Here is a 23929-nt window from a genome sequence, read left to right as displayed (position 1 = left end):
AATAAGAAATGAAGGAGGAAATAGGATGGTTACTGTTAAAGATAACATCTCACAAATTATTGACGGCAAACGCGTTATTACAAAAAAACCTGAATTGCTGGCTCCTGCCGGAAATTTAGAAAAGCTTAAAATTGCCGTGCATTACGGTGCTGACGCTGTTTTTATCGGTGGAAAAGAATTTGGCCTGCGTTCAAATGCAGACAACTTTTCACAAGAAGAAATGGCTGAAGGTGTTCAATTTGCAAACAAGTATGGTGCAAGAATTTATGTAACGACAAACATTTTTGCACATAATGAAAACATGGACGGCCTTGAAGATTATTTAATGGGTCTGCAGGATGCAGGTGTGGCGGGCATCATAGTAGCCGATCCGCTGATTATTGAGACATGCCGCAAAGTAGCGCCAAAGCTTGAGGTTCACCTAAGCACCCAGCAATCTCTTTCAAACTGGAAAGCTGTTCAGTTCTGGAAAGAGGAAGGTCTCGAGCGCGTGGTGCTTGCCCGCGAAACGAGCGCTGAAGAAATTAAAGAAATGAAAGAAAAAGTGGATATCGAAATTGAAACGTTTATCCATGGTGCAATGTGCATAGCCTATTCCGGACGCTGTGTACTAAGCAACCATATGACTGCAAGGGATTCAAACCGCGGTGGCTGCTGTCAGTCATGTCGCTGGGATTATGATCTCTATAAACTTGCTGATAACGGTGAAGAAGCACTGTTTAGTGCGGATGATGCAGCATTTGCGATGAGCCCAAAAGATTTAAATTTAATTCAATCCATTCCAAAAATGATTGAGCTTGGAATCGACAGCCTGAAAATTGAAGGACGCATGAAATCCATTCACTACGTAGCAACAGTCGTAAGTGTGTATCGCAAGGTCATTGATGCATATTGTGCGGATCCTGAGAACTTCGTCATTCAAAAAGAGTGGCTTGATGAGCTTGATAAATGTGCTAATCGTGACACAGCGCCAGCATTCTTTGAAGGTGTTCCAGGTACAGAGGAGCAAATGTTTGGAATTCATGGAAAGAAAACGACTTTTGACTTTGCAGGACTTGTCCTTGATTACAATGAGGAAACAGGTATGGTTACCCTTCAGCAGCGCAACTACTTCAAACCAGGGGATGAAGTCGAATTCTTTGGTCCTGAAATTTCGAACTTTACGCAAACCATTGATAAACTATGGGACGAAGAAGGCAATGAGCTCGATGCTGCCCGTCATCCACTGCAAATTGTGAAGTTTAAAGCGGATCAAAAAATCTTCCCAAATAACATGATGCGAAAGGGGAAGTGACAAATGGGGGAAAAGCCCATTGTAATCGGCGTTGCCGGCGGCTCCGGCTCAGGCAAAACAAGCGTTACAAAATCCATTTATGAGCATTTCAAAGGACATTCCATTTTGATGCTTGAACAGGATTTCTATTATAAGGATCAAAGTCACCTTCCATACGAGGAGAGACTGAATACAAATTATGATCATCCGCTTGCTTTTGATAACACGCTTTTAATTGAGCACATTAAACAGCTTCTGAATTACGAAGCTATTGAGAAGCCTGTATATGATTATAAGCTTCATACTCGTTCAGAGGATGTTCTCTTAGTAGAACCTAAAGATGTGATTATTCTTGAAGGGATCTTGGTCCTAGAAGACGAGAGACTACGCAACTTGATGGATATGAAGCTTTATGTGGATACAGATGCAGACATCCGTATTATCAGAAGAATGCTCCGTGATATTAAAGAACGCGGAAGAACAATTGATTCCGTGATTGAGCAGTATGTTTCGGTTGTAAGGCCGATGCACAATCAATTCATTGAGCCTACTAAGCGTTATGCGGATATCATCATACCAGAAGGCGGTCAAAATCACGTAGCGATTGACCTTATGGTTACAAAAATTCAAACAATTCTTGAACTAAATGCAATTTTGTAATAACATAGCATAGATAAAGATTACTGTGACCATATTATGTATAGGCTGTTAAAGTTTCTCAGGGTTCATCATTGACTGAGTAAAAATTCTCATTTAAAGTAAACTTGAGCATTGTATGCTCTATGAGGAAAGCAAGCCGCAGGCTTGCTTTTAAGCTACATTTAAGGCTATTCCTCACAAGATCACCTGAAAAGTTCAGCATATGCATATTGCAGTGTGAGGGCTGAAAGTTTTGGCCCTCCCCATAATCACAGTGCATTTTTACATACCAAATTTTTTTGGGGGACAGTTATACTAGAAGGAGTGAGATCATGGCACAAGAAAAAGTATTTCCTATGACAACTGAAGGTAAAGAAAAGCTTGAGCAGGAATTGGAATATTTAAAATCCGTTAAGCGTAAAGAAGTAGTCGAAAGAATCAAGATTGCCCGCAGCTTCGGGGATCTTTCAGAAAACTCTGAGTATGATTCAGCGAAAGAAGAGCAGGCTTTTGTTGAAGGACGAGTGACTACGCTTGAGAACATGATCCGCAATGCGAAGATCATCGTGGAAGATGCCGATACAAATGTTGTCACACTTGGCAAAACAATTTCATTTGTTGAACTTCCAAATGGCGATGAAGAAACATATACAATCGTAGGAAGCGCTGAAGCAGATCCATTTGAAGGCAAAATCTCAAATGATTCTCCGATTGCAAAGAGCCTGATGGGCCGTCAAGTTGGAGATGAAGTCAATGTGCAGACTCCTGGCGGAGAAATGCATGTAAAAATTACAAACGTGAAATAATATAGGTTTAATAAAAAAACACCTCGTCGACACTAATTACTGACGAGGTGTTTTTCTATGAAAACAAGAAAAAGAATGAAATTCATTGCGATTGGCATTTTTTTATCCATGCTTGCGTTAATTTTGAGACTTGCAGATATCCAGATGATTCACACAGAATCTTTTACAGACAGAAACATAAATTTGATTGAGGAAAGCGTCAGTCAGCGGACACAGGAAGTCATGATTGATGATGGACGAGGTCGTTTTGTAGACAGAAATGGAAGCCCTCTTGGACACGATCAGGAGGCCAAGCTTGTATTGTTTCCGTTTCTGAATAAGATTGACTGGCCAATCAGTCAACTATCAGCAATTGTCAATGTGCCAGGTTTCAAATTGGAGAGATTATTAGAAGAAGCCGATAAACCGCTGCTCTTAGGATCAAAAGAAGGGTTCGAGCTGAATGAATCCGCCATAAAAGAAATCAATGATTTGGAGATCCCAGGTGTATTTGCCATTTACCAGCAAACAAAAAAGAGAGGACAGGCAGCTGATCATTTTATCGGTATAACAGGGGAAAATGCTGAAGTACTTAGAGAAAAATATCCAGACAAGAAAAATTTATCTTCGAAAACTCAGATTGGGATTACAGGACTCGAAAAGGCATTTGATGAATTTCTGCTTCCGGATGCCGAAACGAAACTATTGTACCACGTTGACGGGGACGGAAATCCGCTGTTCGGCATTAATGTTAAATATATTGCTGATGCCAATCCCTTTTATCCTGTAAGCGTTAAAACAACGATAGACAGCTCTATGCAGGATATGGCGAATGATGTTATGAACCGGTATAACGTGAAAAAAGGGGGCATCGTGCTGCTTGATGTAGAGACAAGCGAAGTACTTGCCATGGTCAGCAAACCCGAAATGAACCGATCTGAGCATGAAACCTATGCGAATCTGATGCTCACTCCAATTGCACCCGGTTCAGTGTTTAAAACAGTCATTGCTGCAGCTGGGATTGAAAATGGAATTGATAAGAACAGAATATATGACTGCAGTCTGAATATGTACGGTGAACCTGATGAAGAAAACGATAAAGGCAGCTTAAACTTAGAAAGAAGTTTTGCGGAAAGCTGCAACTATACATTTACATCAATTGCTAACGAGTTAATGGAAAAAGACCCAGACACAATAGATGAATATGCCAAAAAGCTGGGATTAACCGAAAAAGCCGGCTGGAGCGGCCCGGTGTATCATTATGAAGATTTTAAGCAATTTCCTGAAGAGAAAAATCCGCATTTATGGGGAGATAAGACGGACAAAACTGCAGAACGGGCAATTGCTCAAACAGCAATCGGACAAAAAAATGTCCGGGTCACACCGCTGTCAGTGGCAAACATGATGACTGCAATCGCTCGGGGCGGCGAAAAAAAACAGGTGAAAATTGCAGATAGTATCTTATATAAAAATGGCACTACCATGTTTAAGTTTCCGGATGAAGAACCGGAAAGCGACAATATTTCACCTTTTACAGCTGCAAAGCTTCAGCACCTGCTTCGATTAGTCGTAACGGATCAAGAAGGGACCGGCAGAAGATTTCAAAGTTTGCCATTTGAGGTATCAGGAAAATCAGGGACTGCAGAAACAGGAAAAGGTACAGTACATAAATGGTTTGCAGGATTTTTTCCTTCACATCAGCCTAAATATGCCATGGTTGTAGTAGAGCTTGATACACATAGTGCGCAATCTTCGGCAAATAGTATTTTTTATGACATGGCAAATGAATTGGCCCGGCTAGAAAATGCTTTTACTAGATAGAAATTCATTCTAATGATAGAATAAAACAGAATGTTAGAGGGATAAAGGAGTGTAATGCACTTGAGCAAACTAAGTAAAGGATCACGTTTTGAAAATCGTGATAAGCGCCGAAAAGCAAATGTTGTCCTGAACGTTTTAATTGGCATTGTCGTCATCCTTATTCTTGTTATTGGATCGCAGCTGATGTTTGGCGGAGATGACAGTGAACAGGCGTCAAAAAATACGGAAGAAGAAACGGGTTCAAATCAAATCGAAAACGAAAAAAATAAAGAAGAAAAAGATAAAGAACAAACAGCGAAAGAAGACGCTGAATCAGATCAAGACAGCAGCGAAGAAGAGGATGCTGCTGAAGAAGAAGAGAATGCAAAAGAACAGCCAGAAGAATCAGAAGCAGGGGAAGAAGTGATCACAGAAGGAGATCCGAATTCCAATGTTGACCAGATTATAGAAAATCCGGGCTGGAAACCAGTAGGCACTTCACAAACTGGACCTCATGCAGCTCAGTATGACAAGAATTCACAGGACTGGGCGGAAATGATTAAAGCGATGAGCTATGCAACCGGCTTAAGCGAATCAGATATGACAATCTGGTTTATCGGCAATAACGGAAGTCCTAATGATGCCAAAGGAACCATTTCATCCAAGGACAAAACGCAGAACTTCAAAGTAGAAATTACCTGGGTGGAAAATGAGGGCTGGAAGCCTGTTAAGGTGGAAAAATTAAAGCAAACAGAAACAAGGTAATGTAAAAAGGTGAGACCCGGTTTATCCGGGTCTCACCTTTTTTTGTGCTTAAATGTCTAGTTCCGTCATCCAGCTCCTCAGCCAAAACAAATCCGGCAATAAAGTCAAAACCGGACTTTCCTGCCGGATTTTTATCTTCCCTGCCTTGAGCTAAACGGGCGCTTGCATTATTCTCATTTATTTAGCTTTAAAATGCACAGCAGCACTATAAAACCTTCTGCCTTCCTCTGTCACATGCATTTGATGAGCAACAGAATGAAGCTCAAGCAAAATGGCTTTATTTACCTCGATTTGCTCATTGATCTTTCTTTCCAAATCTGTGATTTTCTCTGCCTCAAAAAATTCCACTTTATCTTTTATAAACTCTAATTTAAACATTAAGCAATCCTCCATTCTCATGCCCTATTATTTTACCAAAATAACCGATGGAAAGTCTTTTCATTGCCTAAATGAAAGGAATTATGGTAAATTAAGAACAGTTCAATTTTTAATTCATAGTATACAGATATGAATTATTAAATTTACAGCATATAATGGAGCGTGGCATAAATGGGCAGAGAATTTGTAGAGTTATTTGAGGATTGGGCACATTCGTATGATTCAACTGTCGGTGGACATGATGAAGAATACAAAGAAGTTTTTGCAGGCTATGATCAAATTCTTAAAGCTGTCACACAGCTATCTGGGAAAACGGTTCTTGAATTTGGTGTAGGTACCGGGAATTTAACGAATGAGCTTTTGAATACAGGGAAAAAAGTATATGGAATTGAACCATCGAAAACAATGCGTGAAAAGGCGGCAGAAAAGCTTGGCAGCGCGGTGCACATCAGCGACGGAGATTTTTTGGCATTTCCAGTTCCTGAGGAACAGATTGAAACGATTGTGAGCACATATGCTTTTCATCATCTAACAGATGAAGAAAAGGAGAAAGCTGTCCGAATTTATAGCAGTCTTCTTGGAAAAGGTGGTAAAATAGTTTTTGCTGATACTGTTTTTACCGATCAGAAGGCGTATCAAGCCATGATCGAAAAATCGAAAAAGCAGCATTTCTTAAACCTGGCAAATGATCTTGAAACAGAATATTACACAACACATTCTGTCATGCGCCGTATTTTTGAAAGCAACTCTTTTGAAGTTACCTTTACACAAATGAATGAATTTGTCTGGTTAATGGAAGCAGTGAAACAATAATTCGCCTTTTGGAAAGGATTTGACTAAATAATGAAAGCAGCAATTATCGGAGCAATGGAAGAGGAAGTATCTATATTAAGAGAACAGCTTGAAAATCCTTCTTCAGAAACAATTGCAGGCAGTGAATTTACAACAGGAACATACAAAGGAATTGATGTGATTTTATTAAAATCAGGGATTGGGAAGGTAAACGCCGCAGTGAGCACAGCCCTTTTACTTGACCGATATAAGCCGGATTATGTAATCAATACAGGATCAGCAGGCGGTTTTCATCAATCATTGAATGTAGGGGATGTAGTCATTTCATCTGAAGTGAGACACCATGATGTTGATGTTACAGCATTCAATTATGAATACGGGCAGGTGCCGGGAATGCCGCCAGCCTTTTTGCCGGATCCAAAGCTTGTTGAAATTGCAGCCCAACAAGCAGAAGGGCAAACTGGCATTCAAGTTGTAAAAGGACTGATTGCAACGGGTGACTCATTTATGAATGATCCGGAAAAAGTGGCATATATCCGCACTAAATTTGACAGCCTTTATGCAGTAGAAATGGAAGCAGCAGCTATTGCTCAAGTATCGCATCAATTTGGTGTACCATTTGTCATTATCAGATCATTATCTGATATTGCCGGCAAAGAATCAGATGTTTCATTTGAGCAGTATTTAGATACAGCTGCGAAGAACTCTGCACAGTTTGTTTTAAGTATTGTGAGTGCTTTAAAAAGCTAATAGACGGGGTGAGCCTCTTTTTAATTCTTGGGAGTGAATAAAATGAAAGTTGTAAAGGGCATTGAAGAACTTATAGGGTATACACCGCTGATGGAGATTACACAATTTGAACTGCCTGCAGGAGTGCGCCTTTTTGCAAAACTTGAATTTTTTAACCCGGGCGGCAGCATTAAAGACCGTCTTGGCGTTGAATTGATAGATGAGGCGATTAAAACCGGCAAAATAAAAGAGGGCGGAACCATTATCGAGCCTACAGCAGGCAATACCGGAATCGGTCTTGCTCTTGCTGCGATTCACCGCAAAGTCAATGTTGTCGTGTGCGTTCCTGAGAAATTCAGCATGGAAAAGCAGGATATTATGCGCGCTCTCGGAGCAAAGGTGGTCAATACTCCAACTAGTGAAGGAATTAAGGGAGCTATTAAAAAAGCACAAGAACTTCTTGAAGAGATCCCTGGTTCTTATTGTCCGCAGCAATTTGCCAATCCCGCGAACCCCCTTACTTATTACAAAACGCTCGGTCCCGAGCTATGGGAGCAGCTGGATGGCCGCATTGATATATTTGTGGCCGGAGCGGGCACAGGCGGTACGTTCATGGGCACAGCCCAATATTTAAAAGAAAAGAACGAATATATCAGGACTGCCATAGTCGAGCCAGAAGGCTCCATCTTAAATGGCGGTGAATCAGGCCCGCATAAAACAGAAGGTATCGGCATGGAATTCCTGCCCGGTTATATGGACGAGTCATATTTTAATAGCATTCATACCGTTTTAGATATAGATGCATTTAACCGTGTAAAGGAGCTTGCTATAAAAGAAGGTCTTTTAGTTGGGAGCTCATCGGGAGCAGCACTTCACGCAGCACTAATTGAGGCAGAAAAAGCTAAACCGGGAACAAACATTGTAACCATTTTTGCTGACAGCAGTGAACGTTACTTAAGTAAAAAAATCTATGAAGGAGGAATATAGGATGAAACGCAAAACAAAGATGATTCATGGGGGTATTGTCGGAGATCCTCATACAGGAGCCGTATCAACGCCAATCTATCAAGTCAGCACATACAAACAGGATGGAGTCGGAAATCATAAAGGATTTGAGTACTCACGTACCGGTAATCCAACAAGACACGCATTAGAAGAGCTGATTAAGGATCTTGAAGAAGGACACGCTGGCTTTGCTTTTGGTTCAGGTATGGCTGCGATAACAGGAGTTATGATGCTTTTTAACAGCGGAGACCATGTTATTTTAACAGATGACGTTTACGGCGGAACATACCGCGTTATGACTAAAGTGTTAAACCGTCTTGGCATTGATTCTACATTTGTTGATACAAGCGATCTATCAAACATTGAAGGAGCGGTCAAAGAAAATACAAGAGCGCTATTTATCGAAACACCAACAAATCCGCTGCTTAAAATTACGGATGTAGAAGCTGCAGCCTCTCTGGCTAAAAAACATGGGCTGCTTACGATTGTAGATAATACATTCAGCACTCCGTATTGGCAGACTCCTCTTTTAATGGGAGCAGATATTGTCCTTCATAGTGCAACAAAATACATCGGCGGCCACAGTGACGTTGTAGGAGGGCTTGTTGCCGTTAACTCTGAGGAGCTGGCTGAACAGCTTCACTTTGTCCAAAACTCCACTGGAGGAGTTCTGGGACCTCAAGATTCATGGCTGCTCATTCGCGGCATTAAGACTCTTGCGCTGCGCATGGAGGCACATGAAAGAAATACTGCTGCAATTGTTGAGTTTCTTGTTCAGCATCCTGCTGTTAAAAAGGTGTTTTACCCGGGTCTTTCTGATCATCCAAACCATGAAATAGCCAAAAAACAGGCAGCAGGCTTCGGCGGAATGGTTTCATTTGATGTAGGAAGCGAAGAGAAGGCAGAAGAAGTCTTGTCAAAAGTTAAGTATTTTACATTGGCTGAAAGCTTAGGTGCTGTTGAGAGCTTAATTTCCGTGCCTGCTAAAATGACGCATGCTTCGATTCCTGCAGAACGCCGCATGGAGCTTGGCATAACAGATGGTTTAGTAAGAATTTCTGTAGGTATAGAAGATTCAGAGGATTTAATTGAAGACTTAAAAAATGCTTTAAACTAATTCCTCTTTTGCCGGAATTTACATGCATAAATCACCGCTGTTATGTGTTATCGTTTTATTAGAGACACATTTATGGCAGGTGATAATAAAGTGAATAAAAAACATGTCCGGCACCTAATGACAGATTACAAGAGATACGCATTTGTGCTGCTTGCAGTCAGTGTCTTTTTATATATAGGCATGCTGATTCCCGCACAGGGCCAAGAACCCAGCGCTATAAAAGAATATGTGATGATGGGGACGACTTCAGTCTTCTTGGCAACAGCCTTTTTCTGTTTTAAACGATCCATCACATATAAGAAGCGATTAGATGAGCAGGAAGATGCTTAAAGAAGGAACATGCAGGCTTTCTGTCTGTAATTTTATATAAAAAGAAGAACCCATTCCAGCCTTAGGATGGGTTCTTTTACTTAGAATTGAGCACTTTGCTTTCAAGGATGGATAAATAAATTAGTTCTGCTCCCTGTGGCGTCATATGATTGCCTGATGGATCGATGATTCCTGATTTTAATAAAGCTTCATCCGAATCTCCGCCGGCAAATTTCACCATATTTGTCCAATTATCTATTAGAGTGACATCATTTTTATATGCGACTTCGCGGGTAATATCGTTATATGAGTTATGCCAGTTCCTGGCTCCATCAGTATGAGCATAAAGCATCTTCGGATATCGGGTGTAGTATAGTTTGTCATTGCCGTTTCCTTCTACAATCGGCAAACAGGTCATAAGGACGGGGGTGCCGCCGGCATGCCTTACTTCTCGCACGTAATAGAGAAGATTTTCTTTAAAACGTGCACGGTCTACTTTAGGTTTCCCATTCGGCAAAATGACTGCATCATTTGTTCCAAACATGATGAAAACCAAATCCGGATCCATTTTCAGCACATCACGCTTAAAGCGTTTCCTTGCATCCTCAGTGGTTTCACCGCCAACCCCGGCATTATGGATCAAAGCCTGCCCGTTATTCACAGGCAAAGTGGATTTTATTAAATTTACCCATTTATCTGTATCCTGATAATTGCGGATGGTCCAGTTGGCGCCGCGCGTATTGCTGTCGCCAAAGGCCACAATCGTATATCTTTCAGATCGATTTCCGCAGCTCATTAATAGTAAAATCACAAGAAAAGCGGCAAGAGACAAATACTTTTTCAAAAAAAGCACCTCCAAATCACTAAAATCCATTATTGATCAAATAAATGGAAGAATCAATAGGGTTTTCAAAAGTGTCACAATGTATGCGTTTTAAAACTAAATAAATACAGGATTATTCCGTACAATCTTTCTTAGTACAGACACAAACATGCCCCGTTTTACATACAAATGTTTTATAGGCTAAAGCCTACATTCTGTACGTGGAGGTGGGTCAATGTCAGGGGTTTTAGCAGCTTTAGGATACTTATTAAAGGAATTAGTCTTTCTAGTATCATATGTCAAAAACAATGCCTTCCCTCAGCCTTTGTCAGCAAATGATGAAAAGAAGTATCTCAGGCTTATGGCGACTGGGGATGAACATGCCCGCAACATGCTGATTGAACATAATCTGCGGCTTGTAGCACATATTGTCAAAAAATTTGAAAACACCGGCGAGGACTCAGAGGATCTTATTTCTATCGGGACAATCGGCCTGATAAAAGCCATTGAAAGCTACTCGGAAGGAAAAGGAACAAAGCTTGCCACCTATGCTGCAAGGTGTATTGAAAATGAGATTCTCATGCACCTGAGAGCACTAAAGAAAACAAAGAAAGATGTTTCCCTGCATGATCCGATCGGACAGGATAAGGAAGGAAACGAGATAAGCCTGATAGATGTCTTAAAGTCAGAATCAGAAGATGTCATTGATACCATTCAGCTGAATATGGAGCTTGAAAAAGTGAAAGAATTCATTGATATTCTTGATGAACGGGAGAAAGAAGTAATTGTCGGAAGGTTCGGGCTTGATCTTCAAAAGGAGAAAACACAGCGGGAAATTGCGAAGGAGCTTGGGATTTCAAGGAGTTATGTTTCAAGAATCGAGAAAAGGGCCTTAATGAAGATGTTCCATGAATTTTACCGGGCAGAAAAAGAAAAGAAAAACCAGCAAAAAAGCAAAAGATAAAAAAGCGAAGAACCTGTGAGGTTTCTTCGCTTTTTTTTGATAATAAATGAAATGATAGATGCTGGGATGTATGGATGATGCGCCTATGCAGTATCCTTCTCCACATTGAGGTGCATTCTTAAAACCATTTGAATCATCATTTTAACTCTCTCCTTTCTATTTATGGTTGTAGTGAAAATATAGATTAGTTGCCGTTGTACATTTGAAAGCATTTGTTCATCATTGCTTCATATGACTTGTAAACTTGTTCTTCATGCTGCACTTGATCAATTGATTTTTGCTTTCGTTTAATTGTTAAAGTAACAAATAATAAGTGGATGGTCATACCTATCACCTCCTTTAAATATTTTCCTTAAAATGTAAAACGCCACAGGACATACCTGTGGCGTGAAACGTTCATATGAAAATGAGCATAAAAACGCCACAGGCAGATACTACTCAACCTGTGGCGGTAAGGACAATACTAAATTAGGATTGTGCACCAGTTCGGTCGAATAGAGAGATATTTAAATGATTCATTTCTAATTGACTGATCAACATTTGATTCGACCTCCCTTTTCATAAATTTGATTACATTGGTAATTATATCCACGATAGAAGATATTGTAAACCCTTTTTTCACAAATTAGGCACAATTTTTTTGAAAACCAGGTGAAAGTGCTGATAAATCGCTGTTATGGGAGGCAGCTGCCTATACAAAGTAGATGCATGTCACATATTTTATCAGTACAGTCAGATAAAGGAGGTCTCTCTAATGCGCTCGTGTTCACCTTTTTATGGACCGCCTGCATTATATCCGTACCCATATCCTTATGCACCATACACCGGTTTTGGCTGCTGGTATGCCTTTATTGTGGTTCTTCTGATTCTTCTCCTTGTTCTTGGAGGAGGCTATTACTACAATAACTACTGCAAATAGCCAAAAAAACGCCTCATCGAATGAGGTGTTTCTACATTTTTTTGATTTTGAATGAAGCAATCATACAAAATGATAAAATCATAAGCAAAAAGATGTAATTGTAAGCCGGCATGAAATCCTTCCAAAGATAGCTTAACGTCAGAATACACCCTGCTGCTGTAATTGGAAGCCCATTGAAGAAGCCGTAGTTGTCAGATATGTTAAACCTTGCCAGTCTGAAAGCGCCGCATCCAATGTATAAGACGATAAAAAATGCGCCCGGTGCACCTAACTCAAAAAGAATTCCTTTATAAAGAAGTAGTGCGGGGGCAACACCAAATGATATAATATCACTCATTGAATCCAATTGCTTACCGAGTTCGGACTCAATATTAAACTTTCTGGCAACCATCCCATCAAACCGGTCTGCAAGTGCTGCGAGAAAAATAAGCAATAGACTTAGTTTTAAGACATCATTTATTGTATACAGAATCGCAAAACCGCCAAGGCCGAGATTGACGAGCGTAAGAAGATTGGCAGTATTTGCTTTTATTTTTTTTACTGTTGCGTCTACATAACTTATTAAAAACATAATCGCACTTCCTTATAATTGCATAAATGACCATTTAAGCCTACTTTTATTCTATGCATCAAAATCAATGTAGTAAAGTAATTTTTTTTGGAGGACTAAATTGAAAAAAAAACTGTACCAAAATCTAATTGAATTAACAAACTCTCTGCCTGTTTCAAAGTTTATCATGAAATTTGCTGAATCATCCCGCAGCCGTTTTATTATTCCGTCATATGCGAAGATTTATCAAGTCAATGTAAATGAAGCTAAAAAGCAGTTAGATGCCTATCCGTCTCTGCATGATTTTTTTATTCGGGAATTAAAAAAAGATGCAAGAACATTTGATGATAACCAAAATCATATCATAAGTCCTGTTGATGCCGTCATAGAACAATTCGGCACTATTTCTTCACATGATGCCATCATTGTCAAAAATCAGCCTTATTCTATACACGATATGCTTGAAGATCCTGCTTTAGCTGAGAAATATATAAATGGTTCGTTTATTGTTCTGTATTTGAGTCCGAGTCATTATCACCGCATACATAGTCCGGCTTCAGGAACGGTTATTAAACAGTATGAGCTTGGGAATAAATCTTATCCAGTTAACAGGTGGGGCTTAATGTACGGAAAATCACCACTGTCAAAGAATTTCCGGACTATTACAGAAATTAAAGAAGAAGATCATAATCATCTTGCAGTTGTTAAAGTAGGGGCAATGTTTATAAATACGATTCAATTAACTCATGCTAATGAAAAGGTGCAAAAAGGAGAAGAGCTGGGTTATTTTTCTTTTGGATCTACAGTTGTTCTGCTGTTTGAAAAACACAAAACTGATTTTGCAGATTCAGTTGCACTGAAGAAGGAAGTGAAAGCAGGAGAGGTATTGGCTGTGAAAAAATGAAAAGAGGGGACTTCACGCTTTAAAAGCTAGCTGGACGCTTTTAAAACGTGAGTCAGAGAGCGGCGTTTAATTTCAATTTTTATCAATTCAATAAAATCTTCGCTTAAATTCATCTCTGTAGCTTTAAAATACGATTCAATCAATAGTTCATCAGATAGTTTACGCATTACTTTTCGCCGAATTTCCGGCTTGCACCTCCAATTATGGATAAGGTAAGGGTTCTATATATCAAAACCATGCATATACTAATATGTTATTTTCTGCTAGTAAATTTAATTTAACACGAATTAAAAAATAGAACAATCGTTCTCTTATCCACAGAAGATGGTGGATAAGCTGTTAATATCTTGTTTATAATTTCTTAAGTAGAGGAATTTATATGAGTGTATAATGTGCATAATCTTATCCACAGGTGTTGATTTTTTATAAATTTTGTCGAAAAATTTATTGAATACTTTCAGTTGATTTTCTCGGATGTCAAGTTTCTTTTGAAAGAACGTGCAAAATCAGATATGATGTAATTTGGCCAAAAAATGTTCGATGAGGTGTTTATATAATGTTAAATCTATTCCTGCCCGGTGAATATGTAAAAAATATCTTTGAAATATCTCCAACGGCTCTAAAAGAGCGCGGAGTGAAAGGGATTATTACAGACTTGGATAATACCCTTGTGGAGTGGGACCGTCCAAGCGCTACACCAAAGCTGATTGAATGGTTTAAAGATGTGAAAGATCATGGAATCGCTGTAACCATTGTCTCTAATAATGTAGAAAAACGGGTGAAATCATTTTCAGACCCGCTAAACATTCCATTTATATATAAAGCGAGAAAGCCTATGGGCAAAGCGTTCAGACGAGCTGTGAAGAATATGAATCTGGATAAAAAAGATGTGGTTGTCATTGGTGACCAGCTTTTAACAGACGTTCTCGGAGGAAACCGCAATGGTTTTCATACCATTTTAGTTGTGCCGGTAGCTTCTACTGATGGGCTTGTGACAAGGTTTAACCGTAAAATTGAACGCAGAATTTTAGCTGCTCTTAAAAGAAAAGGCTTAATTCAATGGGAGGATTAAACTAGTGATAGAAGAACAATTTGTTTGCATTGGCTGCGGTGTAAAGATTCAAACGGGAAATCAGGACGAGCTTGGATATGCGCCTGAGAGTGCACTGCAAAAGGAAGTTATTATTTGCCAAAGATGCTTTCGTCTGAAAAATTACAATGAAATACAAGATGTTTCATTAACTGATGAAGATTTTCTGAAGATCCTGCACGGTATAGGAGATACAAATGCTCTTGTCGTGAAAATCGTGGATATTTTTGATTTCAACGGTAGCTGGCTGAATGGTCTTCAGCGTTTCGTTGGAGGAAATCCAATTTTGCTTGTTGGAAATAAAGCGGATATCTTGCCGAAATCCGTTAAGAAGCAAAAACTAATCAGCTGGATGAAGCGTGAAGCGAAGGAATTTGGATTAAATCCTGTTGATGTTTTTCTGATCAGTTCTGCTAGAGGACAGGGCATTCCGGAGGTAACCGATGCGATTGAGCAATACCGCGAAGGTCAGGATGTATATGTAGTTGGCTGTACGAATGTTGGAAAATCTACTTTTATTAACCGGATTATTAAAGAGGTATCGGGAGAAAAAGACGTTATTACGACTTCTCACTTCCCAGGTACTACTCTCGATTTAATAGAGATTCCGCTTGATGACGGGTCCTCATTATATGATACACCTGGGATCATTAATCATCATCAAATGGCCCATTTCGTGGATAAAAACGACCTCAAGCTTTTGTCTCCTAAGAAGGAAGTCAAGCCAAAGGTTTTTCAATTAAATGAAATGCAGACTTTATTCTTCGGCGGACTTGCACGCCTGGATTATTTAAGCGGCGGAAGAACTTCTTTGACATGCTATGTCCCTTCCGAACTGAATATTCATCGGACGAAACAGGAAAATGCAGATGATCTGTACAAAAGGCACGCAGGCGATATGCTTACGCCTCCAAGAATGGAGCAGCTGGAAGAATTCCCTGAACTTACTGCACATGAATTTACAATCAAGGAAGATAAAACAGATATTGTTTTCTCCGGACTTGGCTGGGTGACGGTAAACGAAGGGAATAAGAAAGTAACGGCGTATGCCCCTAAAGGTGTAAATGTTACATTAAGACCATCATTAATCTGATTGGGGGAGACTTTATGAATAGAGTATATGGACTGATTGGATGTCCTGTCGGGCATTCCATGTCACCGCTTATACACAATGATGCTTTTTTGCAAAAAGAGATAGATGCTTCCTATCATTCTTTTCATGTTGAGAAAGATGATTTACAGGCTGCGATAGCAGGAATGAAGGCTTTAGGAATAGCAGGTTTTAATGTGACAATTCCGCATAAGGTTTCCATTATCCCATTTTTAGACAAGCTAGATAAGAGTGCTGAACTCCTCGGAGCGGTTAATACCGTTCTGAATAAAGATGGCTGTTTAGTTGGGTATAATACAGATGGTCAGGGATATTTACAGTCTTTAAAACATCTTCTGAACAAACCTCTGCACGAGCAGAGGTATTTAATTATTGGCGCAGGCGGAGCGGCTAGAGCGATTTACTTTACTCTGGCTGCTGAAGGCTGCGAGAACATTGATCTTACCAACAGAACCCTTTCAAAAGCAGAGCAGCTTATGGAGGAGTGTCCTGCCGGAAGTGCCGGAAGTGTTTTTTCGCTCAGCGAGTCAGAGCAGAGACTTTCAAACTTTGATGTCATCATTCAGACAACTTCGATCGGGATGCACCCGAATACTTCGCAGAAACCGTTTGAGGTGACAAACCTTAAAAAAGGTTCTATTGTGAGTGATATCGTCTATAATCCTGTGAAGACAGCCCTTTTAAAGGAAGCAGAAGAGGCAGGAGCAAAAACATTGAATGGAGTCGGAATGTTTGTTCATCAGGCAGCTCTTTCATTTGAAATATGGACCGGCGAAAAGCCCGATACAGCAAGAATGAGTGAATTAGTTTACGAACAATTAGGAGGATTTACATGTTAACTGGTAAACAGAAACGTTTTTTACGTGCAGAAGCACATCATTTAAACCCGATTTTCCAAGTGGGGAAAGGCGGGGTTAATGAAAATATGATCCAGCAGATCGCTGATGTGCTTGAAGTCAGAGAATTGATCAAGGTCAGTGTTCTTCAGAACTGTGAAGAGGATCGCGATTCAGTAGCAGAAGCGCTGTCAAAAGGGGCAAAAGCTGAGCTTGTTCAAGTGATCGGCAACACAATTGTTTTATATAAAGAATCAAAAGAAAATAAACAACTTAAGCTGCCTAGATAAATAGAGAGGTGGAGATGATGAGGAAAATCGGAATATTTGGAGGTACATTTGACCCTCCCCATTTTGGACACTTATTAATGGCAAGTGAAGTATTGCATTCTCTTCATCTTCATGAAATTTGGTTTATGCCAAACCAAATTCCGCCCCACAAGGACAGTGACGTCACAACTGACAGCTTACATAGGCTGCACATGCTTCAGTTGTGTACAGAAAAGCGGCCAGGGTTTAAGGTACAGAGCATTGAATTTGAGAGAAATGGCCCGTCGTACACATACGATACAATTATATTGCTGAAAAACCAATATCCAGACTGCTCGTTTTATTTTATTATTGGAGCAGACATGGTAGAGTTTCTGCCCAAATGGCATAAAATTGATCAGCTGATTGAACTTGTTCAATTTGTTGGCGTTAAACGTGCAGGCTTTGAATCAGATACAGAATATCCAATCATTGAAGTCGATGCTCCAATCTTTGAAGTATCTTCTACTATGCTTAGAGAGCGGATAAGACTTGGGCATGTCACAGATTATTTACTGCCGGATGAAGTGAGAGGCTATATTGAGGAGAATCACTTATATGGACCGTGAAAAAGCATTAGCACTAGTGAAGGAACATTTAACAGATCACAGATATGAGCATACAATCGGGGTAATGGAAACGGCAATTGTACTCGCAAGACTATATGGAGCAGATGTGAAAAAAGCCGAGACAGCTGCCATTTTTCATGATTATGCAAAGTTTCGCAGAAAAGATGAGATGAAACAAATCATTATCGAGCAGAATATGACTAAGGAATTGTTGATTCACAGTCCGGAACTATGGCATGCTCCTGTCGGTGCTTATCTTGCAGAAAAAGAAGCAGGAATTAAGGATAAAGAAATTCTGGATGCAATCAGGTATCATACATCAGGAAGAGAAAATATGACACTGCTTGATAAAGTTATATATGTAGCAGATTATATTGAACCGGGCAGAATCTTTCCCGGTGCAGATGAAGTAAGAGAAATTGCAAAGAACGATTTAAACAAAGCGCTGATAGTGTCGATGAAAAATACGATTTTATTTTTGCTGAAAAAAAATCAGCCAATTTATCCGCAGACTCTGCAATCTTATAATTTTTTGGTTTTTGAAGAAAAAGGAGGAACATTATATTGACTGGTAAAGAAACGCTGGAAATTGTAGCAAAAGCAGCAGATGACAAAAGAGGAGAAGATATCGTAGCTCTGAAAATGGAAGGAATCTCATTAATTGCTGATTACTTCTTAATTTGTCACGGAAATTCAGACAAACAAGTGCAGGCAATTGCACGAGAGATGAAGGATCAAGCGGGGCAAAACGGCATTGAAGTGAAGCGTCTGGAAGGGTTTGATGAGGCACGATGGGTGCTGATTGATATGGGTGATGTAGTTGCACACGTCTTCCATAAAGACGAGCGCAACTATTACAAGCTTGAAAAACTTTGGGGAGATGCACCTTCTGAAAATCTGGAGAGTGTCCTTTCACAATGATTTATAAAGGGTTTGCCGAGATTTATGATGAACTGATGAAAGAGGCTCCTTATACGCTTTGGGCAGAATTTCTTCATGAAAGGATGTCCATGTTCGGAAATGGCGGGACCAATGTGCTTGATTTAGGCTGCGGAACTGGAGAAATTTCCATCAGGCTGAAACAAAAAGGTTACCAAGTTACAGGTATGGATATCAGCGAAGAAATGCTGTCGATTGCCTTTCAGAAAACGGCTGAAATGGGATTAAGCATTCCTTATTTTCAGCATGATATGAGATTGCCCGGTGAACTTGGACAATTATTTGACGGCATATTCATATGCTGTGATTCTCTTAATTACCTTCAGTCGGAAGAAGATGTTCATGCGGCATTGCATGCTGCATTTGAGCAGCTTGCTCCTGGCGGGATTCTTGTTTTTGATGTGCATTCATTATACAAAATACATGAAATATTTAATGAAGCTACATTTGCTGATAATAACGATGAAGTCAGCTATATATGGAACAGCTTTATTGGAGAAGCACCGGATAGCATTGAACACGATTTGTCCTTTTTTGTAAGACGGGGCTCAATGTATGAGCGATTCGACGAATATCATATTCAAAGAACTTATTCTGTTAATCAATATGAAGAGATGCTTGGTCAAACTGGATTTACTTTGCTTGAGGTCAGTGCAGATTTTAAAAATCAGCCTCCTGAACAACATTCTGAGAGAATCTTTTTTGTTGCTGCAAAGAAATAAAAAACCATCGGATTTTTTTCGATGGTTTTTTTATGGGCAAGAAGGAAAATATAATTTGATGGAGAATTCCTTAGGTATCACTCATACTTTCGAATTGTTCTTTTACCTCTCTTAAGTCCTCATTGTATTTCCTGTGGGTTCTCTGAAATAAGTGCTCAAACACCTCACCAATTTCTGCCTCCATTACACTGATGCCTTCACCTGTTACTCCGCCTTTTACACACACCTTCTCCTGTAATGTTGGAAGTGTATACAGCTCGCTCTCTAAAAGCTTTCCAAGCCCTATGACCATTTCACTCGTTAATTGGACAGCCTGATGTTTTGTAATTTCCGTTTCTCTGACTGCCGCATCAATAAATCTTTGGAGAAGATAGCTGAAAAAAGCCGGGCCGCAGCTGACAATATCGGATGAAACTCTTGTTATGTGATCTTCAATTGTAAAAGGGTTTGAAATGGCCTGAAATAATTCTTCGATTGACTTCCGCATAGATGGACTGCAGTTTCCATAAGTAAGTAAAGAAACACCTGATAGAGCCCGATTTGTAATGCTTGGTATGGCACGGGCGACCTGACAATCAACAATAGACTGAAGCTGCTCAACATTAATGGGACTAGTTATAGAGATGATGCACTGATCTTTTCGTAAATAGGGTGATAATTTAATTAATAGGGGGTGAATGTCAAGCGGTTTTACGCATATAAAAATAAGCTCAGATTGCCGAGCAATTTCTTCGGGCGTTAAATATAAGTTTATTTTTGGATACTGTTTTTTCAGGTTGGCAGCTTTCTCAAACGTACGATTTGTAATATGAATGGCTGAGGGCTTAAGTGCATTCGATTCAATAAACGCTTCAATTAATATTTTTCCCATATTCCCTGTTCCAATAAAACCTGCGTTCAATGTTTCATCCCCTCCTTTAACATACTTTCTCCTACACTTTATGAAAAAAGTTGAAAAAATATGAATCACATGAAGGAGTAATGAATGGAAATTCTAAAAAAATATAAATACTTACTTGGTTTAATAGGAATTGCTGCAGCGATGTTTCTATATCAAACGCAGCAAAACTCAATTCCCGCTGAACAAACCTCTCAATTGGACGAAGATGAAGCTTCTTTATTAACCGGAGAACCGGTTTTAGAAGAGGAGCCCGATTCAGATGATGCCAATGAAGAGCAGACAGTCATTGTTGATGTGAAAGGCGAAGTTCAAAAGCCTGGTGTATATGAAATGAAGCATGGAGAAAGGTTTCATCATGTTATTGAAAAAGCTGGCGGCTTAACGAAAGCAGCTGATGCCGTCCAAATCAACCTTGCAGAGATGCTTGAAGACGGTATGGTTGTCTATATTCCAAAACTCGGAGAGACAGCAGAAGATAATGTTCAGCAGCCAGCATCAGCTGAAGTTGACGTGGGAGAACAGCAGGTCAATCTTAATAAAGCAACAGCAGAAGAGCTCCAGACGCTTACAGGAATTGGCCCTGCAAAGGCGGAAGCCATTCTTTCTTACCGGGAAGAAGCGGGAGGATTCAAAACGATTGAGGATCTTATGAACGTTCCAGGGATAGGGGAAAAATCATTCGAAAAATTAAAAGACAGTATTTCTGTAAAATGAATTGACGGGCTTTTCCTTCTATCGATACACTAAAGGAAGAGCTGCAGCTACTTCTACAAATGGGGGATAACATGAATAGAATTTCCTGGAATCAGTATTTTATGGCACAAAGTCATCTGCTTGCATTAAGAAGCACATGTACTCGCCTTGCAGTAGGAGCAACAATCGTCAGGGACAAGCGCATTATTGCCGGAGGATATAACGGTTCGATTGCAGGAGGTGTCCATTGCATTGATGAGGGATGCTATGTAATCGATAATCACTGTGTGAGAACCATTCATGCAGAAATGAATGCTTTGCTGCAATGTGCTAAATTTGGCGTGCCAACCGCAGGAGCAGAAATATATGTGACACATTTTCCTTGTCTGCAATGCTGCAAAGCCCTTATTCAAAGCGGCATCAAAAAGGTCTATTTTGCTGAAAGCTACAAAAATCACCCGTATGCAACCGAGCTATTTGAACAAGCAGGGGTTCATGTAGAGCAGGTTGAGACGAATGAGGACCCTTTAGCTTCCGAACAGAGAAAATTTATTGATGAATTGCTTGAAAAATTAAATGATGACGCTGAGCGGAATACGCTTTTAGAAAGAGCAAAAAAGCTGTTCAAAAGCAACGTATAATTTCGGCATGTCTAAAATAAGCTATCAAGGAAAGCTCATCTATTTTGCAGCAGCAGCCGGTTTAGCCGTTGCTGCTGCAAAATTTCCATTCCATCCGATTTCCCTCTTCATTCTTCTTCTCTTTTGTGCACATCTTCTTTTACGCAAAAAAATGACTTTGCTGATTGGCTGTATGGCCATTTTCACCCTCTTCATTCTTCACTTTTACGCAGTAGAAAAAGGCAATGTTACGGGATTCGTTGAAGGCGGAATTACCGTTCAAGGCAAATTTGCTGACTTTCCTGAAATAGACGGAAATCAATTGAAAAGTGTTATAAATGTTAACAAAGAAAAGATAACTGCCGTATACTATTTCAGTTCAGAGGAAGAGAAAAACAGGTTCAAGCTATTGGAAATAAGTACATCTTGTACATTTAAAGGGGAATTAAAGCTCCCTAAACATGCAACGAACCCGAATGCTTTTGATTATTCAGATTATCTAAAATACAATCGAATCCATTGGGTGCTTACTGCCGATTCTATTGATCAATGCAGGAATTCAGAACAAACATTATTAGAAAAATTGAAAGAATACAGACAAAATGGAATTCAATTTATTTCTGATGTGTTTCCAAAGGAATCCAAAGGGATTGTACAAGCTCTTTTGTACGGGGAACGTTCTCATATTTCAGAGGATATAAACAAGGCATATCAGGAGCTGGGCATCGTTCATTTGCTTGCAATCTCTGGTCTCCATGTCGGTATTTTAGTTTCTGGACTATACTATATCTTGATCAGAACGGGAATGACACATGAAAAAACGAAACTTCTTTTAATCCTGTCCCTGCCGGTCTACTGCATAATTGCTGGAGGGGCTCCTTCCGTTCTCAGGGCTGCAGGGATGAGCGTGCTTTATCTTGCATCAAAACAAATGAAGCTGCAGCTTTCCACGATTGATGTTATTTCTGTTATATTTCTTGTTCTGCTATTTGCTGATCCATATTATTTATTTAATGTTGGATTTCAATTGTCCTTTTCTGTAAGTATTGCGCTCATTCTGTCAGCCCGGGCTTTTTCAAAAATCCCCAAACGCTTTTATCAGCTGCTGGCAGTTTCGTCAGTAGCCCAGCTCGCATCCCTTCCGATTATTTTGTACAGCTTTTATTCTATTTCCCTTTTAAGCCTGCCAATGAATATTCTATTTGTGCCTTTTTACTCTGTGGTCATTCTCCCTTTATCACTGGCCTCGGTGTTTGGGATGATTATTTTTTCTCCATTAGGTTCAGTCCTCATCGCCGTAACGGATCTTTTGCTGAAAATAAGCAATAACATTGTTCTGTTTATCAACAGCTTGCCTTCCTTCATGCTTCTGTTTGGCAAACCATCTTTTCTGTTTCTTTTTCTATTCACCGTATTCCTATGCCTGGCTTTTATCGTTTACGAGAAGTCCAATCGATTGGAAGAAATGCAGCTATTCGTTTTATTCATTGTCCTTCTCCTTTTTTATCAGTACGAATCGGAGTATTTCGTACAGACAGGCGAGATCGTGATGCTTGATGTCGGTCAAGGTGATTCCATTTATCTCTCAGCACCGCATAATCAGGGAACATACTTAATTGATACGGGAGGCATACTCTCGTTTAATCAGCAAAAATGGAAAGAAAAAAGCAATCCTTATTCGATCGCTGAAGATACTCTTATTCCTTTTCTAAAATCAAAAGGCAAAAGAACACTTGATAAGTTGATTTTGACTCATGGAGATGCAGATCATGCGGGTGAGGTTACCAAACTTCTTGATGAAATTCGTGTCATAGAGCTGATTGTGCCATATGGTTTTTTAAGAGGAGAATTTGAGCAGGAAATCATTGATAAAGCGAAAAGTAAAGGAACCAGGTTGACCGTATTGAAAAGCGGGGACGCTGTACTTGACTCATTTTTCAAATTGAACATCTTATCTCCAATCGCGCTGTCAGAGAGTGAAAATGACGATTCACTCGTTATATTTGCTAAGATTGGGGGCTTAAACTGGCTGTTTACGGGTGATCTTGAGCACGAAGGAGAAAAGCGTATTCTAGAAAAATATAAAGGATTAAAAACCGATGTATTAAAGGTTGGACATCATGGAAGCAAGGGGTCTACTTCAGATTCGTTTTTAAAGCAGCTTCAGCCAAAGATTGCTTTAATTTCAGCAGGGGAAAACAACCGGTATCATCATCCTCATAATGAAGTGATCGGGCTGCTTCAGAAATATGGGATAGAAATTCTTCAAACGAAGGATCATGGTTCGATTACTTTTAAATTTAGTGGAGACAGTGGAACGTTTTCCGTTCAGCCTCCATACGATAACGTATCAGATAAATGATTTTTGCAATTAGAAAAGCGGATCGC

Annotated in this window: 30 protein-coding genes; 24 read left to right on the top strand and 6 right to left on the bottom strand. The window is 39.7% G+C overall.

The window, feature by feature from the left end; genetic code table 11:
• Positions 1 to 25: 25 nt before the first annotated feature.
• The 5 genes from LIT25_19260 to LIT25_19240 all read left to right on the top strand — a co-directional run bounded on the left by LIT25_19260 (position 26) and on the right by LIT25_19240 (position 5262).
• Positions 26 to 1294, top strand: a complete 1269-nt coding sequence (locus tag LIT25_19260) for a U32 family peptidase (GenBank protein ID USK32712.1) — start codon at positions 26 to 28, stop codon at positions 1292 to 1294.
• A gap of 3 nt (positions 1295 to 1297) precedes the next feature.
• The gene (gene udk, locus LIT25_19255; GenBank protein ID USK32711.1) at positions 1298 to 1933 is read left to right on the top strand and encodes a uridine kinase; all 636 of its coding nucleotides are present in this window, start codon (positions 1298 to 1300) and stop codon (positions 1931 to 1933) included.
• Positions 1934 to 2244: 311 nt separating this feature from the next.
• Positions 2245 to 2718 carry a transcription elongation factor GreA gene (greA, locus tag LIT25_19250; protein USK32710.1) on the top strand — a complete coding sequence of 158 codons (474 nt, stop codon included), beginning with the start codon at positions 2245 to 2247 and terminating at the stop codon, positions 2716 to 2718.
• A gap of 57 nt (positions 2719 to 2775) precedes the next feature.
• Positions 2776 to 4518 carry a penicillin-binding protein 2 gene (locus tag LIT25_19245; protein ID USK32709.1) on the top strand — a complete coding sequence of 581 codons (1743 nt, stop codon included), beginning with the start codon at positions 2776 to 2778 and terminating at the stop codon, positions 4516 to 4518.
• Positions 4519 to 4572: 54 nt separating this feature from the next.
• Entirely contained in the window at positions 4573 to 5262 is a 690-nt protein-coding gene (locus LIT25_19240) for a DUF1510 family protein (GenBank protein ID USK32708.1), read from the top strand.
• Between the two features lie 177 nt (positions 5263 to 5439).
• Here the strand turns inward: LIT25_19240 and LIT25_19235 are convergent, their stop codons facing one another.
• On the bottom strand, positions 5440 to 5640 hold the full coding sequence (locus LIT25_19235) for a YrzA family protein (protein USK32707.1): 201 nt from the start codon (positions 5638 to 5640) through the stop codon (positions 5440 to 5442).
• Positions 5641 to 5811: 171 nt separating this feature from the next.
• Here LIT25_19235 and LIT25_19230 point away from each other — a divergent pair, with 171 nt between their 5' ends.
• The 5 genes from LIT25_19230 to LIT25_19210 all read left to right on the top strand — a co-directional run bounded on the left by LIT25_19230 (position 5812) and on the right by LIT25_19210 (position 9613).
• Positions 5812 to 6453: a class I SAM-dependent methyltransferase gene (locus tag LIT25_19230; protein USK32706.1), complete on the top strand. Its 642-nt coding sequence runs from the start codon at positions 5812 to 5814 to the stop codon at positions 6451 to 6453.
• 30 nt (positions 6454 to 6483) lie between these two features.
• Positions 6484 to 7182 (top strand): 5'-methylthioadenosine/S-adenosylhomocysteine nucleosidase, encoded by a 699-nt coding sequence (gene mtnN / locus LIT25_19225; GenBank protein ID USK32705.1) that lies wholly within the window; start codon positions 6484 to 6486, stop codon positions 7180 to 7182.
• 42 nt (positions 7183 to 7224) lie between these two features.
• Entirely contained in the window at positions 7225 to 8148 is a 924-nt protein-coding gene (locus LIT25_19220; GenBank protein ID USK32704.1) for a cysteine synthase family protein, read from the top strand.
• 1 nt (position 8149) lies between these two features.
• Complete coding sequence (locus tag LIT25_19215; GenBank protein ID USK32703.1) at positions 8150 to 9283, top strand: bifunctional cystathionine gamma-lyase/homocysteine desulfhydrase; 1134 nt, start codon at positions 8150 to 8152, stop codon at positions 9281 to 9283.
• Between the two features lie 90 nt (positions 9284 to 9373).
• Positions 9374 to 9613, top strand: coding sequence for a YrhC family protein (locus LIT25_19210; protein USK32702.1), 240 nt, complete (start codon positions 9374 to 9376; stop codon positions 9611 to 9613).
• A 76-nt stretch (positions 9614 to 9689) separates the two neighbouring features.
• Here LIT25_19210 and LIT25_19205 read toward each other — a convergent pair whose 3' ends face one another.
• A complete protein-coding gene (locus LIT25_19205; GenBank protein USK32701.1) occupies positions 9690 to 10436 on the bottom strand; it encodes an SGNH/GDSL hydrolase family protein in 747 nt (248 codons plus the stop codon).
• A gap of 214 nt (positions 10437 to 10650) precedes the next feature.
• Between LIT25_19205 and sigK the strand changes: the two genes are divergently transcribed.
• A complete protein-coding gene (gene sigK / locus LIT25_19200; GenBank protein USK32700.1) occupies positions 10651 to 11379 on the top strand; it encodes an RNA polymerase sporulation sigma factor SigK in 729 nt (242 codons plus the stop codon).
• A 184-nt stretch (positions 11380 to 11563) separates the two neighbouring features.
• Here sigK and LIT25_19195 read toward each other — a convergent pair whose 3' ends face one another.
• Positions 11564 to 11704 (bottom strand): YrzI family small protein, encoded by a 141-nt coding sequence (locus LIT25_19195; protein ID USK32699.1) that lies wholly within the window; start codon positions 11702 to 11704, stop codon positions 11564 to 11566.
• 429 nt (positions 11705 to 12133) lie between these two features.
• On the opposite strand from LIT25_19195, the gene LIT25_19190 reads away from it, so the two are divergent.
• Positions 12134 to 12298 carry a hypothetical protein gene (locus LIT25_19190; GenBank protein ID USK32698.1) on the top strand — a complete coding sequence of 55 codons (165 nt, stop codon included), beginning with the start codon at positions 12134 to 12136 and terminating at the stop codon, positions 12296 to 12298.
• A gap of 31 nt (positions 12299 to 12329) precedes the next feature.
• Here LIT25_19190 and pssA read toward each other — a convergent pair whose 3' ends face one another.
• Complete coding sequence (pssA, locus tag LIT25_19185) at positions 12330 to 12869, bottom strand: CDP-diacylglycerol--serine O-phosphatidyltransferase (protein USK32697.1); 540 nt, start codon at positions 12867 to 12869, stop codon at positions 12330 to 12332.
• Between the two features lie 100 nt (positions 12870 to 12969).
• Between pssA and LIT25_19180 the strand changes: the two genes are divergently transcribed.
• Complete coding sequence (locus tag LIT25_19180; GenBank protein ID USK32696.1) at positions 12970 to 13752, top strand: phosphatidylserine decarboxylase; 783 nt, start codon at positions 12970 to 12972, stop codon at positions 13750 to 13752.
• Between the two features lie 26 nt (positions 13753 to 13778).
• Here LIT25_19180 and LIT25_19175 read toward each other — a convergent pair whose 3' ends face one another.
• Positions 13779 to 13919 (bottom strand): sporulation histidine kinase inhibitor Sda, encoded by a 141-nt coding sequence (locus LIT25_19175; GenBank protein ID USK32695.1) that lies wholly within the window; start codon positions 13917 to 13919, stop codon positions 13779 to 13781.
• A 386-nt stretch (positions 13920 to 14305) separates the two neighbouring features.
• Here LIT25_19175 and LIT25_19170 point away from each other — a divergent pair, with 386 nt between their 5' ends.
• From LIT25_19170 to LIT25_19135, 8 genes are read left to right on the top strand one after another with little or no spacing between them, the layout of a single operon-like run.
• On the top strand, positions 14306 to 14824 hold the full coding sequence (locus tag LIT25_19170) for a YqeG family HAD IIIA-type phosphatase (GenBank protein ID USK36338.1): 519 nt from the start codon (positions 14306 to 14308) through the stop codon (positions 14822 to 14824).
• Between the two features lie 4 nt (positions 14825 to 14828).
• Complete coding sequence (gene yqeH, locus LIT25_19165; GenBank protein ID USK32694.1) at positions 14829 to 15935, top strand: ribosome biogenesis GTPase YqeH; 1107 nt, start codon at positions 14829 to 14831, stop codon at positions 15933 to 15935.
• Positions 15936 to 15949: 14 nt separating this feature from the next.
• Positions 15950 to 16792: a shikimate dehydrogenase gene (aroE, locus tag LIT25_19160; protein USK32693.1), complete on the top strand. Its 843-nt coding sequence runs from the start codon at positions 15950 to 15952 to the stop codon at positions 16790 to 16792.
• Positions 16786 to 17079: a ribosome assembly RNA-binding protein YhbY gene (gene yhbY / locus LIT25_19155; GenBank protein USK32692.1), complete on the top strand. Its 294-nt coding sequence runs from the start codon at positions 16786 to 16788 to the stop codon at positions 17077 to 17079. The genes aroE and yhbY overlap by 7 nt, the downstream gene beginning before the upstream one ends.
• A 17-nt stretch (positions 17080 to 17096) precedes the next feature.
• On the top strand, positions 17097 to 17666 hold the full coding sequence (locus LIT25_19150) for a nicotinate-nucleotide adenylyltransferase (protein ID USK32691.1): 570 nt from the start codon (positions 17097 to 17099) through the stop codon (positions 17664 to 17666).
• Positions 17656 to 18234, top strand: a complete 579-nt coding sequence (yqeK, locus tag LIT25_19145) for a bis(5'-nucleosyl)-tetraphosphatase (symmetrical) YqeK (GenBank protein ID USK32690.1) — start codon at positions 17656 to 17658, stop codon at positions 18232 to 18234. The genes LIT25_19150 and yqeK overlap by 11 nt, the downstream gene beginning before the upstream one ends.
• Positions 18231 to 18587, top strand: coding sequence for a ribosome silencing factor (rsfS, locus tag LIT25_19140; protein ID USK32689.1), 357 nt, complete (start codon positions 18231 to 18233; stop codon positions 18585 to 18587). Before yqeK ends, rsfS begins: the two co-directional genes overlap by 4 nt.
• Entirely contained in the window at positions 18584 to 19327 is a 744-nt protein-coding gene (locus LIT25_19135; GenBank protein ID USK32688.1) for a class I SAM-dependent methyltransferase, read from the top strand. Before rsfS ends, LIT25_19135 begins: the two co-directional genes overlap by 4 nt.
• A 70-nt stretch (positions 19328 to 19397) precedes the next feature.
• Here the strand turns inward: LIT25_19135 and comER are convergent, their stop codons facing one another.
• On the bottom strand, positions 19398 to 20228 hold the full coding sequence (gene comER, locus LIT25_19130; GenBank protein USK32687.1) for a late competence protein ComER: 831 nt from the start codon (positions 20226 to 20228) through the stop codon (positions 19398 to 19400).
• Positions 20229 to 20312: 84 nt separating this feature from the next.
• Between comER and LIT25_19125 the strand changes: the two genes are divergently transcribed.
• From LIT25_19125 to LIT25_19115, 3 genes are all read left to right on the top strand, one after another.
• Complete coding sequence (locus LIT25_19125) at positions 20313 to 20942, top strand: helix-hairpin-helix domain-containing protein (protein USK32686.1); 630 nt, start codon at positions 20313 to 20315, stop codon at positions 20940 to 20942.
• A gap of 71 nt (positions 20943 to 21013) precedes the next feature.
• Entirely contained in the window at positions 21014 to 21562 is a 549-nt protein-coding gene (locus LIT25_19120; protein ID USK32685.1) for a ComE operon protein 2, read from the top strand.
• Between the two features lie 7 nt (positions 21563 to 21569).
• Entirely contained in the window at positions 21570 to 23903 is a 2334-nt protein-coding gene (locus LIT25_19115) for a DNA internalization-related competence protein ComEC/Rec2 (protein ID USK32684.1), read from the top strand.
• Positions 23904 to 23929 lie beyond the last annotated feature (26 nt).

Origin of the sequence: Bacillus sp. F19 (genome assembly GCA_023823795.1) — a bacterium.
GTDB lineage: Bacteria > Bacillota > Bacilli > Bacillales > Bacillaceae > Bacillus_P.
The sequence above is the reverse complement of the archived record's forward strand: the minus strand, read 5'-3'. Positions and strand labels throughout refer to the sequence as shown.

Bases quoted from the DNA above. Each gene is read 5' to 3' on its own strand.
- LIT25_19190 (USK32698.1), top strand. From the start codon at position 12,134: ATGCGCTCGTGTTCACCTTTTTATGGACCGCCTGCATTATATCCGTAC.
- LIT25_19230 (USK32706.1), top strand. From the start codon at position 5,812: ATGGGCAGAGAATTTGTAGAGTTATTTGAGGATTGGGCACATTCGTAT.
- LIT25_19215 (USK32703.1), top strand. From the start codon at position 8,150: ATGAAACGCAAAACAAAGATGATTCATGGGGGTATTGTCGGAGATCCT.
- yhbY (USK32692.1), top strand. From the start codon at position 16,786: ATGTTAACTGGTAAACAGAAACGTTTTTTACGTGCAGAAGCACATCAT.
- mtnN (USK32705.1), top strand. From the start codon at position 6,484: ATGAAAGCAGCAATTATCGGAGCAATGGAAGAGGAAGTATCTATATTA.
- udk (USK32711.1), top strand. From the start codon at position 1,298: ATGGGGGAAAAGCCCATTGTAATCGGCGTTGCCGGCGGCTCCGGCTCA.
- LIT25_19150 (USK32691.1), top strand. From the start codon at position 17,097: ATGAGGAAAATCGGAATATTTGGAGGTACATTTGACCCTCCCCATTTT.
- sigK (USK32700.1), top strand. From the start codon at position 10,651: ATGTCAGGGGTTTTAGCAGCTTTAGGATACTTATTAAAGGAATTAGTC.
- yqeK (USK32690.1), top strand. From the start codon at position 17,656: ATGGACCGTGAAAAAGCATTAGCACTAGTGAAGGAACATTTAACAGAT.
- LIT25_19195 (USK32699.1), bottom strand. From the start codon at position 11,704: ATGACCATCCACTTATTATTTGTTACTTTAACAATTAAACGAAAGCAA.
- pssA (USK32697.1), bottom strand. From the start codon at position 12,869: ATGTTTTTAATAAGTTATGTAGACGCAACAGTAAAAAAAATAAAAGCA.
- LIT25_19220 (USK32704.1), top strand. From the start codon at position 7,225: ATGAAAGTTGTAAAGGGCATTGAAGAACTTATAGGGTATACACCGCTG.
- LIT25_19120 (USK32685.1), top strand. From the start codon at position 21,014: ATGAATAGAATTTCCTGGAATCAGTATTTTATGGCACAAAGTCATCTG.
- greA (USK32710.1), top strand. From the start codon at position 2,245: ATGGCACAAGAAAAAGTATTTCCTATGACAACTGAAGGTAAAGAAAAG.
- aroE (USK32693.1), top strand. From the start codon at position 15,950: ATGAATAGAGTATATGGACTGATTGGATGTCCTGTCGGGCATTCCATG.
- LIT25_19240 (USK32708.1), top strand. From the start codon at position 4,573: ATGCACTTGAGCAAACTAAGTAAAGGATCACGTTTTGAAAATCGTGAT.
- LIT25_19115 (USK32684.1), top strand. From the start codon at position 21,570: ATGTCTAAAATAAGCTATCAAGGAAAGCTCATCTATTTTGCAGCAGCA.
- LIT25_19245 (USK32709.1), top strand. From the start codon at position 2,776: ATGAAAACAAGAAAAAGAATGAAATTCATTGCGATTGGCATTTTTTTA.
- LIT25_19125 (USK32686.1), top strand. From the start codon at position 20,313: ATGGAAATTCTAAAAAAATATAAATACTTACTTGGTTTAATAGGAATT.
- LIT25_19135 (USK32688.1), top strand. From the start codon at position 18,584: ATGATTTATAAAGGGTTTGCCGAGATTTATGATGAACTGATGAAAGAG.
- LIT25_19175 (USK32695.1), bottom strand. From the start codon at position 13,919: ATGCGTAAACTATCTGATGAACTATTGATTGAATCGTATTTTAAAGCT.
- LIT25_19260 (USK32712.1), top strand. From the start codon at position 26: ATGGTTACTGTTAAAGATAACATCTCACAAATTATTGACGGCAAACGC.
- LIT25_19235 (USK32707.1), bottom strand. From the start codon at position 5,640: ATGTTTAAATTAGAGTTTATAAAAGATAAAGTGGAATTTTTTGAGGCA.